Annotated in this window: 13 protein-coding genes; 5 read left to right on the top strand and 8 right to left on the bottom strand. The window is 73.6% G+C overall.

All coding sequences use genetic code 11. From position 1 onward, the window contains the following. Window positions 1–105 precede the first annotated feature (105 nt). On the bottom strand, window positions 106–840 hold the full coding sequence (locus tag ACWCPN_RS08260) for a VOC family protein (RefSeq protein WP_451203430.1): 735 nt from the start codon (window positions 838–840) through the stop codon (window positions 106–108). 134 nt (window positions 841–974) lie between these two features. Here ACWCPN_RS08260 and ACWCPN_RS08255 point away from each other — a divergent pair, with 134 nt between their 5' ends. Further along, entirely contained in the window at window positions 975–1,610 is a 636-nt protein-coding gene (locus ACWCPN_RS08255) for a TetR family transcriptional regulator (protein WP_365126304.1), read from the top strand. Between the two features lie 128 nt (window positions 1,611–1,738). On the opposite strand, the gene ACWCPN_RS08250 is transcribed toward ACWCPN_RS08255, so the two are convergent. Further along, a complete protein-coding gene (locus tag ACWCPN_RS08250) occupies window positions 1,739–2,200 on the bottom strand; it encodes an Lrp/AsnC family transcriptional regulator (protein WP_451203429.1) in 462 nt (153 codons plus the stop codon). 82 nt (window positions 2,201–2,282) lie between these two features. Here ACWCPN_RS08250 and ACWCPN_RS08245 point away from each other — a divergent pair, with 82 nt between their 5' ends. After that, complete coding sequence (locus tag ACWCPN_RS08245; RefSeq protein ID WP_451203427.1) at window positions 2,283–2,900, top strand: LysE family translocator; 618 nt, start codon at window positions 2,283–2,285, stop codon at window positions 2,898–2,900. A gap of 90 nt (window positions 2,901–2,990) precedes the next feature. Continuing rightward, window positions 2,991–3,659, top strand: coding sequence for a pyridoxine/pyridoxamine 5'-phosphate oxidase (locus ACWCPN_RS08240; RefSeq protein ID WP_451203425.1), 669 nt, complete (start codon window positions 2,991–2,993; stop codon window positions 3,657–3,659). A gap of 22 nt (window positions 3,660–3,681) precedes the next feature. Here ACWCPN_RS08240 and ACWCPN_RS08235 read toward each other — a convergent pair whose 3' ends face one another. Then, window positions 3,682–4,545, bottom strand: coding sequence for a GNAT family N-acetyltransferase (locus ACWCPN_RS08235; RefSeq protein WP_451203423.1), 864 nt, complete (start codon window positions 4,543–4,545; stop codon window positions 3,682–3,684). A gap of 153 nt (window positions 4,546–4,698) precedes the next feature. Here ACWCPN_RS08235 and ACWCPN_RS08230 point away from each other — a divergent pair, with 153 nt between their 5' ends. Beyond that, a complete protein-coding gene (locus ACWCPN_RS08230) occupies window positions 4,699–5,892 on the top strand; it encodes a flavin-containing monooxygenase (protein WP_451203421.1) in 1,194 nt (397 codons plus the stop codon). Window positions 5,893–6,105: 213 nt separating this feature from the next. Here the strand turns inward: ACWCPN_RS08230 and ACWCPN_RS08225 are convergent, their stop codons facing one another. Continuing rightward, window positions 6,106–7,017, bottom strand: a complete 912-nt coding sequence (locus tag ACWCPN_RS08225; protein ID WP_451203419.1) for a hypothetical protein — start codon at window positions 7,015–7,017, stop codon at window positions 6,106–6,108. A 63-nt stretch (window positions 7,018–7,080) separates the two neighbouring features. Then, window positions 7,081–8,394: an MFS transporter gene (locus ACWCPN_RS08220; protein ID WP_451203417.1), complete on the bottom strand. Its 1,314-nt coding sequence runs from the start codon at window positions 8,392–8,394 to the stop codon at window positions 7,081–7,083. Between the two features lie 71 nt (window positions 8,395–8,465). Between ACWCPN_RS08220 and ACWCPN_RS08215 the strand changes: the two genes are divergently transcribed. After that, complete coding sequence (locus tag ACWCPN_RS08215; RefSeq protein ID WP_451203415.1) at window positions 8,466–9,461, top strand: GlxA family transcriptional regulator; 996 nt, start codon at window positions 8,466–8,468, stop codon at window positions 9,459–9,461. Between the two features lie 312 nt (window positions 9,462–9,773). Here ACWCPN_RS08215 and ACWCPN_RS08210 read toward each other — a convergent pair whose 3' ends face one another. The 3 genes from ACWCPN_RS08210 to ACWCPN_RS08200 form a co-directional block, all read right to left on the bottom strand. After that, complete coding sequence (locus ACWCPN_RS08210) at window positions 9,774–10,331, bottom strand: ATP-binding protein (protein ID WP_451203813.1); 558 nt, start codon at window positions 10,329–10,331, stop codon at window positions 9,774–9,776. Between the two features lie 583 nt (window positions 10,332–10,914). Next, window positions 10,915–11,427 (bottom strand): EF-hand domain-containing protein, encoded by a 513-nt coding sequence (locus ACWCPN_RS08205; protein ID WP_365127130.1) that lies wholly within the window; start codon window positions 11,425–11,427, stop codon window positions 10,915–10,917. A 180-nt stretch (window positions 11,428–11,607) separates the two neighbouring features. Beyond that, window positions 11,608–11,988, bottom strand: a complete 381-nt coding sequence (locus ACWCPN_RS08200) for an STAS domain-containing protein (RefSeq protein ID WP_451203413.1) — start codon at window positions 11,986–11,988, stop codon at window positions 11,608–11,610. Between the last annotated feature and the right edge of the window lie 57 nt (window positions 11,989–12,045).

Genomic DNA, 12,045 nt, shown 5'->3' with positions numbered 1-12,045 from the left:
GCACGCACCCTGATTCTTCCTGGCCGGGCGACCGGTTGCGAACCCGGTGACGAATCGGGGTGTCTCATGCCGAATAAGGTCATTTCATCGTCGCGGCACTCTGCCTCACCGCTCCAGCAGGGCGAACGACGCCCCCTGATTGTCGGTGACGACGGCCACTCGTCCGTACGACGTCTCGAAGGGCGGTTTCTGCACCCGGCCGCCGAGCCGCCGCACGGCGCCGAGGGCGTCGTCAAGGCCGGTGACGCGGAAGTGGACCAGGAAGTGCGGGGGCATCTCGGCCGGGAAGACCTCGGTGACGTCCGCACGGCCGAAGTCGGGTTCGGTTTCGGTGCCGAACAGGGCGTCGTGGAAGAGGTCGCCGTAGAAGGTGTTGGCGGCGGCCGTGTCCCGGGCGTACAGCTCGGCCCAGACGAACGTGTTCGGCTCGCGGCGCCGGCCGAAGCCGGAGTGGGCGCCGGGCTGCCACAGGGCGAACACCGCGCCCTCGGGGTCGGTCACGAGGGCGGCGGTGCCGAGGTCACCCACCGGGAACGGGGCCATCACCACCTGCCCGCCGGCCTCGACGATCCGCCGGCCGAGGGCCCGGGCGTTTGAGGTGGCGAAGGAGACGGTCCACACCGTGGGCATGCGGCCGTCGGTCTTGGGGGCCAGCGAGGCGACGCGGTCGCCGTTCAGCAGCGCCCACACCGAGGAGCCGTAGGACTCCTCGAAGTCCCACCCGAAGAGCTCGCCGTAGAACCGCTTGCCCGCCTCGACGTCGGGCAGCTCGGCGTCCACCCAGCAGGGGACGCCCTCGGGGTACGCCTCTTCGTTCGCGGATGCCCTGTTTTCGGCCATGCCGTCAAAGTAGCGGGGTCGCGCGCAGCCCGCAGACCAGCCACACCATGCCCGTTTCCCCCGTGCACCCCATTTGCAGTCGGCCGAATCGCGCTCAGATCACCCGTCGGTAAGCTGACGACATGACAGGACAAGTGCGTACCGTCGACGGCCGCGTGGCCGGCAGACGTGGGCAGGCGACCCGGCAGAAGCTGCTCGACTGCCTCAGCGAGATGCTCAGCTCCTCCCCCTACCGGGACGTCAAGGTCATCGATGTCGCCCGGAAGGCAGGCACCTCGCCCGCGACCTTCTACCAGTACTTCCCGGACGTCGAAGGGGCCGTGCTGGAGATCGCCGAGCACATGGCGGCCGAGGGCGCCGGGCTGACGGAACTGCTCGAGGGACGCTCCTGGGCCGGCAAGTCCGGCTGGCAGACCGCGCAGGAACTCGTCGACGGCTTCCTGGAGTTCTGGCGGCGCAACGACGCCATCCTGCGCGTGATCGACCTCGGCGCGGCCGAGGGGGACAAACGGTTCTACAAGATCCGCATGAAGATCCTCAACTCGGTGAACGGCTCCCTCGCGGAGTCGATCGGCGAACTGCAGGCCAAGGGCCGGGTGGACAAGGACGTGAACCCGGCGGCGATCGCGGGCTCGCTGGTCACGATGCTCGCCTCGGTCGCCGCGCACCAGAAGGGCTTCTCCTCCTGGGGCGTCAAGCAGGCCGAACTCAAGCCCAATCTCGCGCTGTTGGTCCACCTGGGCGTGACCGGCAAGAAGCCGAGCCGATAGCGGACGCACCTTCGTCCGGATTCCAGGTCCTGTCTGGCAGGCGGTGGCTCACCCGAGTGGGCCACCGCCTGCTTTTTCACGGGTCCGGGTCCGCATCGGCTCCAGCGCTTCGGGGACGGGCTCGCGCGCTAGCCCCGCCCAGCCGGCAGCGGCCGGTCCCGGACCACGTGCTTCATCACGAGTGTCGAGGTGAGCCGCTGCACCCCGGGCAGGGTCGCCAGGCGTTCGTCGTACAGCCGCTGGAAGGCGGCGAGGTCGGCGGTGGCCACCCGGAGCAGGTAGTCGGGCTCGCCGAACAGCCGCTGGGCGTCCAGGACATGGTCCAGCTCGCCGACCGCCCGCTCGAACTCGGCGACGGTGTCGCGATCCTCCTGCCGCATCGAGACGAAGACCAGCGCCTCGAAGTTCAGCCCGAGCGCGCCCGCGTCCACCACCGCCCGGTAGCCCTGGATGGCGCCGGAGCGCTCCAGCTCGCGCAGCCGCCGGTGGCAGGGCGAGACGCTCAGGCGCACCCGGGCGGCCAGCTCGGTCACGGTCAGCCGCCCGTCCTGCTGGAGCTCGGCAAGGATTTTCCGGTCAACGTCGTCCATGAGCAATATTCTCCCTCAGTGAAGGCGATGCCGAGCAAACATCAGGAACACTTTCGGTCCATTCACGCCTAATGTCGCCGGTATGGAACCGGGCCTGCTCTTCTCCTTCCTCGCCGTCGACCTGCTGCTGGTGTGCGTGCCGGGCGCCGACTGGGCGTACGTGATCGCGACCGCCCTGCGCGGCGGCCGGGTACCGCGCGCGGTGGCGGGTCTGGTCTGCGGGTACGCCCTGCACACGGTCCTGGCGACGGCGGGCCTCGCGGTCCTGGTGGCGGGCTCGCCCCGGTTGCTGACGGCCCTGACGGTGGTGGGCGCGGGCTATCTGCTGTGGCTGGGCTGGGGGGTGCTGCGCCGCCCGGCCGTGCCGGACGCGGACGCCGGCCCGCCGGCCGAGGGGAGGCTCTTCCCGCGGGGTGCGACGATCAGCGGCCTCAACCCCAAGGGCCTGCTGCTCTACCTGTCCGTACTCCCCCAGTTCCTCACCCTCACCGGCGACCGGCTGCCCGTGCCCGCGCAGACGGCGGCGCTGGGCCTGCTCCACATGGCGTGCTGCGCGGCCGTCTACCTCACCGTCGGCGCGCTCGCCCGCGTCCTGCTGGCCGCCCGCCCGGCCGCGGCCCGCGCGGTCACCCGTACCTCGGGTGCGGCGATGCTCGGCATCGGAGCGCTGCTGCTGGTGGAGCGGCTGGCGACGCTCTGAGGGCCGGCGGCCCACCGGTGGCGGCGGCGCTGGGCCGGAAGGGGTGCGTCCGGGGTGAATACGGCCGCCGTCGGCGGCCATACTCGCCCCATGGCACAGAAGGATCTCCACGACATGCTGCGGTCCCTGCGGGTCTGGGCCCCCGGGGCCACCGAGTTGCGCCCCTTCGACCCGGACACGGCTCCCCCGACGCCGCTGCCCCTGTTCACGAGCTGGTTCGCGGAGGCGGTGGAGGCCGGGCAGCCGGAGCCGCACACGATGTCGCTGGCCACGACGGACGAGGAGGGCCGGCCCGACGTGCGCATCGTCATGATGCACGGCGCCGACGCGGACGGCTGGTCCTTCGGGAGCCACTCGACGAGCCGCAAGGGCCGCGCCCTGGACGCCCACCCCTACGCGGCCCTGGCCTTCTACTGGCCGGCGCTGGGCCGCCAGGTGCGGGTGCGCGGCACGGTGGCGTCGGCCCCGTCGCACGAGAGCCTGGCGGACCTGCACGCGCGCTCGACGGGCGCGCTGGCGGCGGCCCTGACCGGCCGGCAGAGCGAGGACCTGTCCTCGCTGGAGGAGCTGCGGCAGGTCTCGGAGGCGGCCTGGGCGAGGGCCCGCGAGAACCCGTCCGAGCCCTCCCCCACCTGGACCCTGTACCGGCTGCGGCCGGAGGCGGTGGAGTTCTTCCAGGGCGACCCCGACCGCCGTCACGTACGCCTCGAGTACCGGCGTACGGAGTTCGGCTGGAGCAAGAACCTCCTGTGGCCGTGACCCCCCTCGTTCAGGGACGCGTTCAGTCCCCGAACGCCCACACCGCGAAGTCCGCCACGCCCCGGTATCCGATCCGCTGGTAGAGACGGTTGCTGGTCGGGTTGGCGAGGTCGGTGAAGAGCAGTACGTGGGCCACCCCGGCCGCCACGGCGGTGCGGCTCACCTCCGCCGTCACCGCGCCCGCGTAGCCGTGGCCGCGCAGGTGCGCCGGCGTGTACACCGGGGCCACCCGGACCTGGCCCGCCGTCTCCGGGGTCGCGCCCGCCATGGAGACGGGCGTGCCGTCGGGGGTCTCCCAGAGGGTGAGGCCGCCGCGGGCGACGCGGGCGTCGGCCCAGGGACCCGCGCCCTGGCCGGCGCTCTGCCCGACCGCGTCCTTGAACTCGTCGTACCAGCGCATCAGCAGGTCCCGGTCCGCCGGACCGGCCACCCGGGCCCGGCCTGCGGGGGGCGGCTGCGGGGCACTCGGCTCGGCCAGCTCGTAGAGCCGCTGACGCCGCTCGATCCGGGCCGGCGTGCCGGTTCGCCGCCGCCAGGCCGCGGAGAAGGCCGCCGCCGCGCCGCGTTCGCCGGAGACGCCGGCGAGCGGGTGGCCCGCGTCGGCCAGGCGGGCCGCCAGCGCCTCGGCGCCGTCCGGGCCGATCGGCGTGAGGTGGAGCGGGAACGGGGGTGTGTGGAGCAACGCGGCGCGGATGCCGTGCTCCGTGTCCCGCAGCACGCCGAACAGCGGGGCCTCCTCGCCGTACAGGTGCAGGCCCCGGCCGCGCAGCGCGTCCAGCACCGTCAGCGGGACCGTGTGCAGGGCCGGGCGGGAGTGCAGGAAGCCTGCCGCGCGGGCCGTGAACTCGTCCGGGTCGTGGGTCAGTTGCCAGTCGTCAGGGCGCATGCGCCCATGATCCGGCCCGGCCGTCCGGCCGGGCCGCCGGGAGCGCCCCCGGCCACCGGCCCCGCTCACTTTGCCCGCACGCGTGATCAATCCGCAACCAATTCCGGTCTTGACCGAGACCCATCAACCTGGTGTGTGATTACGCTCGCGCTCATGGCCGACTCCCGTCCCTCTTCCGCGCGCCTCTCCGCGACCCCCGCCGACCGTCCCGTCTACGTCATAGGCGCCGGCCCCGGTGGACTGGCCGCCGCGCACGCGCTGCGGGCGCGCGGGGTACGGGCCGTGGTGCTGGAGAAGTCGGACCGGGTGGGCGCCTCCTGGCGGCAGCACTACGACCGCCTGCACCTGCACACCACCCGGCGCCTGTCGGCCCTGCCGGGCCTCGCGATCCCCCGCAGGTTCGGGCGCTGGGTGTCCCGGGACGACGTGGTCCGGTACCTGGAGAAGTACGCCGAGCACCACGAGCTGGAGATCGTCACCGGCGTGGAGGTGTTCCGCGTCGAGCGCGCCGGGGACGGCGGCGGCTGGGTGCTGCACGCCTCCGGCGGGCGGGAGCTGGCCGGCAGCGCGGTGGTCGTCGCCACCGGCCACAACCACACCCCGCGGGTGCCCGACTGGCCTGGACTGGACGGCTACGGCGGGGAGTTCCTGCACGCCGGGCGGTACCGCGACGCGCGGCCGTACGCGGGCCGGGACGTGCTGGTCGTGGGCATCGGCAACACCGGTGCCGAGATAGCCGTCGACCTGGTGGAGGGCGGCGCCGCGCGGGTGCGCCTGGCCGTGCGCACGGCCCCGCACATCGTGCGCCGCTCGACCGCCGGATGGGCCGCCCAGTACACGGGCGTGCTGGTCCGGCGGCTGCCGGTGCCGCTCGTGGACCGGCTCGCGCGGGCCCTGGGCAGGTTCATCACGCCTGATCTCGCCGCCCACGGGCTGCCGCGCCCCGCGAGCGGGCTGTACAGCAGGGTGCGCGAGGGCGCGATCCCCGTGCAGGACGTCGGGATCGTCGAGGCGGTGCGCGGCGGGAAGGTGGAGATCGTCGCGGCCGTCGAGGGGTTCGAGGACGGAAAGGTGGTCCTCTCCGACGGCGGCCGCCTCACGCCGGACGCCGTGATCGCGGCCACCGGGTACGAGCGGGCGCTGGACGGGCTGGTCGGGCACCTGGGTGTGCTGGACGGCCGCGGCAGGCCCGTGGTGCACGGTGCCCGCACGCCGGACGGGGCTCCCGGCCTGTACTTCACCGGGTTCACCAATCCGATCAGCGGCATGTTCCGGGAGCTGGCGATCGACGCGGAGCGGATCGCCAGGGCGGTGGCCAGGGCGCTCGCGGCGGGCGCCCGGCGGTGACCTCCGCGCTCGGGCGCCCCTGGGTCGTGTCCGCAAAGTCGCGTCGTTCGCCCGCAGGGCGGGCGTCGCGGCGTCCGGTGCGTACTCTCGGCGTGCCGGCCGGACGCCCTCGTACCGGGTGTACTCGGGCTTCCGGCCGGTGCGGCGAGAGTGCGTGCCGGGCGCCGCGACGCAGGCGCGACTTCGCGGACACGACCTAGCACCGGCCCGGGGTCAGCCCGTCCGCTTCAGGACGCACAGCCGCCCCGCGTCCGGGTCGCCGAACAGGACGTACAGCTCGGGGTCCTTCCCGGTGCCGCCGAAGGACCAGTCGGTGTCCTCGCCGCAGTCGCCGTCGAGCCGCAGCAGGATGCCGTCGCGGCCCAGGTCGTCCCGGTGGTGCGGCTTCCAGGTGCCGGCGCCCGCGCACTTGACGTACTCGTGGTCGATCCAGTCGTAGTCCAGGGGCTCGGCCGGCAGCCGCACCGCCGTCGCCCGCCCGTCGGGGCTCAGCCGCAGTTCCGCCCCGCCGTCACCGTGCCAGACCCCGGCGAGCCGGGCGGTGGTGAGCTCCGGGGGCTCGTACCGCTCGACGACGCCCGTCTCGGTGGCGACGAACCCGCCGCCCAGAGCGGCGAGGAGGAGGACCGCCGAGGCGGCCGCCGCGCGCCACCACACGCCCCACTGACGCCAGGCGCGCCTGCGGGCGCACCCGACCCAGAGGGTGGGCAGGACGCCCAGGGCCGTCAGGACCGGGACGGACGTGGTGAGGGACCACAGCGGTGCCGTCACACCGCCCCAGAGGACGGCCGGGGCGAGCGGCGTCACGAGGTGCCGGAGCCAGGCGGGGCCGCCCAGGTGACGGCCGGCCAGCCGGGCGAGGACCACCGCCGGCAGGGTGAGGACGAAGGTCAGCGCCATGCCGAGCAGCGGCAGCAGCACCGGCGCGAAGAGGAGGACGCAGACCACGCCGAGAGCCCCGACGGAGCCCGCTCCGTAGTCGTCCTGCACCGTGCTGGCGACGATCCACCACAGCAGCCCCGCCGCCGGGAGCTGCGCCCCGCCCATCGCGGCCGCCGCGCTCAGGTCGGCAGCCGTCCAGTACCCGTTCCCGCCGGGTCTTCCCGGTGTCTCTTCCCGCCCCATGGGCGGGAGCCTACGGAAGTCCCCGACCGGCCCTCACCGGCGCCCTCGCCGTCGGGTGTCGACTCAGACCGCCGGCGCCGGTACCGGTGCCGGGACCGCCGGGCGGCGGCGGATGACCAGGGCCATCAGGGCCGCCACCGCGCACAGGGTGCCGGAGGCGTACCAGACCATGTTGTAGGAGCCGAAGACGTCACGTGCGACGCCGCCGAGATAGGCGACCAGGGCCGCGCCGACCTGGTGGGAGGCGAGCACCCAGCCGAAGACGATGGCGCTGTCCTCGCCGTACTGCTCCCGGCACAGCGCGAGGGTGGGCGGGACGGTGGCCACCCAGTCGAGGCCGTAGAAGACGATGAAGAAGACCATCGGAGGGTGCACGGACGGGCCGAGCAGCATCGGCAGGAACAGCAGCGAGACACCGCGCAGGGCGTAGTAGACGGCGAGCAGCCGGCGCGGTTCGAAGCGGTCGGTGAACCAGCCGGAGGCGATCGTGCCGACGACGTCGAACACCCCGACGACCGCCAGCAGCGAGGCCGCCGCCGTGACCGGCATGCCGTGGTCGTGGGCCGCGGGCACGAAGTGCGTCTGGATCAGGCCGTTGGTGGAGGCGCCGCAGATCGCGAAGGTGCCGGCCAGCAGCCAGAACGGGCCCGTGCGGGCGGCGGAGGCGAGGACGCCGAGCGTGCGGCGGGCGGCACCGGTGACCGGGGGCGGCTTCGGCACGAACGTCTCGGCGCCGTAGGGCTTCAGGCCCACGTCGGCCGGGTGGTCGCGCAGCAGGATCCACACGAACGGGACCACGGCGAGGGCGGCCAGGGCCACCGTGACGGCCGCCGGGTGCCAGCCGTGCTCCTCCACCGTCCAGGACAGCACCGGCAGGAAGATGAGCTGGCCGGAGGCGGAGGCCGCGGTGAGGATGCCGCTGACCAAGCCGCGCCGCTCGGTGAACCAGCGGTTGGTGACGGTGGCGGCGAACGCCAGCGCCATCGAGCCGCTGCCGAGGCCGACCAGCAGGCCCCAGCACAGCATGAGCTGCCAGGGAGCCGTCATCCAGACGGTCAGGCCCGACCCGATCGCGATCACGGTGAGCGCGACGGCCACCACCCGGCGGATGCCGAAGCGGTCCATCAGGGCGGCGGCGAAGGGCGCGGTGAGCCCGTAGAGCGCCAGGTTCACGGAGACGGCCGCGCCGATGGTGCCGCGCGACCAGCCGAACTCCTGGTGCAGCGGGTCGATCAGGAGACCGGGCAGGGAACGGAAGGCCGCCGCGCCGATGATCGTGACGAACGTGACGGCGGCGACGTACCAGGCGCGGTGCACCCGGCGGCGCCGGGCGGGCGGGGCCTGGAGGGGAGCGGCGGCTTCGGTTGTCTGAGTCACGTCATAGAGCGTCCTGGACCCGGTGGCGCACAACGAGTGGCCCGAAGGACAGCATTCGCTAGGATCGGGCCATGACCGTTGGCGAGGAGTTCCGCCCGCACCGCATCGTCGTCCTGGCCCTGGACGGCCTGCTCCCCTTCGAGCTCGGCATCCCGCACCGGATCTTCGGCCGCCCCAAGGACGCCGCGGGCCGGCCGCTGTACGAGGTGGTGACCTGCTCGGTCCGGCCGCCGGGCCCGGTCGACACGGACGCCGACTTCTCGGTGCACGTCCCGCACGGCCCCGAGGCGCTGGAGACGGCCGACACGGTGATCGTCCCGGCGTCCTACGAGCTCGGCCCGCTCTACGACGAGGGCAGGCTGACCGACGAGCTGGCCGCCGCGCTCGCCCGCATCCGCCCCGGCACCCGCCTCGCCTCCATCTGCACCGGGGTGTACGTCCTCGCCGCCGCGGGCCTCCTCGACGGCCGGCCGGCGACCACGCACTGGGCCGACGCCGAGCGGTTCCAGCGGCTGTTCCCGAAGATCGACGTCGACGCGGACGTGCTGTTCATCGACGACGGCGACGTGCTGACCTCGGCCGGGGTGGCCGCCGGGATCGACCTGTGCCTGCACATGGTGCGCCGCGACCACGGCACGGCCGTCGCCAACGAGGTGGCCCGCCGCACGGTCGTACCGCCGCACCGCGACGGCGGCCAGGCCCAGTACATCGAACGCCCCGTACCCGATCTGCAGCTCGCCACGACCACCGCGGCCCGCGCCTGGGCCCTCGGCCGGCTGCACGAGCCGATCCAGCTCCGCGACATGGCCGCGCAGGAGTCCATGTCGGTGCGCACCTTCACCCGCCGGTTCCGGGAGGAGGTCGGCGTCAGCCCCGGCCAGTGGCTCACGCAGCAGCGCGTGGAACGCGCCCGGCATCTGCTGGAGTCCAGCGAGCTGTCGGTCGACCAGGTGGCCCGGGACGCCGGCTTCGGCACGGCCCAGTCGATGCGCCAGCACCTGCAGCAGGCGCTCGGGGTGACGCCGACGGCGTACCGGCGGACGTTCCGCACCGGCTCGCTGCGCTGAGCCGTCCACAGCCTGTGGAGAAAGGTGAGCGGTGCGGGCGCTTCCCGCTCCGCGCCGCCCACGGGGACCGGTGGCCCGGACGCCGGACGGCGGCACGCCCCCGCCCACGGCCTCGCGCCGCCGTCCGGTGCGACCCGCGCTCGGCGGGGACCCGGCGCCCCGGGCCCTCGCCGTCCCCTCACGGCGAATCGTCGTCCACCAGCCTGATCACCCGGTGATGCGCCGTCAACACGGCCGGGAAGAAAGGCGGTTCACGCCTGGTTCGCGGTGACCGCGCACGGATGCGGCCGGGGCGCACCCGGGCGCCGGACGCTACACCGCCTCGAAGGCGAAGTCCTCGTACGCGGACAGGCCGCCCCCGTACGCCGATCCCGCGCCCTGCCGGGACTGCGAGCAGCGGTCCAGTTCGCACCAGATGCTCTTGCCGGAGCCCTCGGGGTGCCAGCCCCAGCGGTCGGCCAGGCAGTCGACGAGCGCCAGACCGCGGCCGCCGGTGGCGTCACCGCCGGCGCAGCGCGGGACGGGTGCGCGGGAGCTGGTGTCGGCCACCTCGAGCCGTACGGTGGCCGAGGCGTCCGGCTCCGCGGCGCCCGCCGGGCCGGTGGCCTCCGTCGCACCGGCACCCGTCTCCACCGCCGTGCTCGCCGCCGCGCCGGTCCTCGCGCCCGGCGGCCTCCCCGGCAGGGAGAGCCGCAGCACGGCCGGACGGCCGGTGTGCACCACGGCGTTGGTCACCAACTCGGAGACCAGCAGGACCAGCGTCTCGGCCAACGGCTCGTCGGCCCCTATCCCGAGCCCGGAGAGCCGCGACCGCGCCCATCTCCTGGCCCGCCCCACCTCCGCGGGGTCGGGCCGGATCTCCAGCTGCACTTGAAGCACCTGCACCGCTCACACCATCCGAACCGGCGGACACATGGCCCCGCGCCACACGAACGCCGCGACACAATCCGCGACGCGCACCACGACGAGGGCCACGATCGTAGCCATTTTCTGCATGGCCAGGACAACGGCCAGAGCAAGGCTCACGGAACGTGATTCCCTTACGAGACAGCATGGTTGACGTACAGTCACCCCAACAAGCGCTTCGGGCATATTCCAGCGCGAAGGAGTACGCGTGCGGCATACTGTGCGACGCGCTCGCCGGGAAGTCGAACAGGCGGGTGAACGGGCGGGGAATCGGGCCCGTACCGCCCCGCGAGCAGCGGCGCGCACCGCGCGGTCCGGGGGCGACCCGGGCGCACAGACGGCTCGGCACGTACTCGCGGCCACTCGCATCCCACACAAGGTACCCGAGGGGACGCGTGACTCCGGGACGTGACGAGTCACGTCAAGGACACAAGCCGATATCAACGCTCTGTGACGTCGATTCGCCACGATCCGCGACATCGTGGGCCAAGGATCGCCCGAACTGGATGCGCGCCCAGGCGGGTTGCACGGCGACCGCCGCCCGGCGTCACTCGGGAACGGTGAAGTACCGCGCGAAGGCCGGGACGATCTCCGGCTCACCGACCCTGCCGTCGCCGTCCGCGTCGAGGGCGGTGGCGGCCGCCCGGGCGACGTCCTCCGGGACGCGCAGCACGCGCAGCACGCGAATGGTGTCGGGGACGGTGGCGCGCCCGTCCGCGTCCGGGTCCGCGACGGCCAGGGCCGCGTGCAGGAAGGGCCGTGCGATCTCGGCGAAGCGGTCGGGGTTGTCGCGCAGGCGCTTGACCGCGCCGGTGACGAACTCCTCGCGGGTGATGCGCTGGTCGCCGTCCCGGTCGGCGATGCCCGCCATGCCCTGCCAGAACGCCTCCGCTCCGGCGTAGAGCGCCTGTCCGCGGTCGGAGCGGGCGGGTACGGCGAACTCGGCGAGCAGGGCCTTGGCCGCCGCGCTGAAGTCCTCGCGGTCGATGTAGCCGTTGCCGTCCTGGTCGAAGCCGGCGAACCGGGCGGCGATCCTGCGCTCGTACTCGGTGCTGACCATGTCTGTTCGGGCCGCCTTCGTGTCGACGTGGAGGGTGATCCGGCTGGGAGCGTACGTCGCGGGCGGTGGACGGGTGACGGAAAGGCGGCAGTTGTGCCAAGACCGGGGGAATTTCGCGACAACCCTGTGGCGGCGGCCGCGTGATGTGCTCGGGCCGGGAGGACCGGTCCCATGACGGGCTCAGGCGGACAGCGGGTCGGCCTCGTCGCTGACGGCGGACTCGACGTCGGGACGGACGTCGAAGAGGCGGCGGACGCCGAGCGCGCCCAGGACCCGGTTGACGTGCGAGCCGTCCTCCGCACCCCGGTCCGGCAGGATCAGCCGCAGCCGGCCCTGGCAGGAGCGGATCAGCCGGCGGGCGGCGATGAGCACGCCGACGCCGCTGGAGTCGCAGAAGAAGACCTCCGAGAGGTCCAGGACAAGACTGTGGTGGCCCTCGGCCACCACGTCGTGCACCCGCTGGCGCAGCACCGGCGAGGTCATGAGGTCAAGCTCCCCGCCGACCCGGAGCACGGTCCATCCGTCCCGTTCGACGCCGGTCACCCTGAATGTCACGGCCACGCCCCTCCGCTCGCCGGTTCGCGGAACCGCCTGGAAACGGAAGCAGTTCCTACGTTT

The sequence above is a fragment of the Streptomyces sp. NPDC002386 genome, from assembly GCF_053593175.1.
Note: the sequence above shows the minus strand (reverse complement) of the source record. Positions and strands in the feature narration are given on the sequence as shown.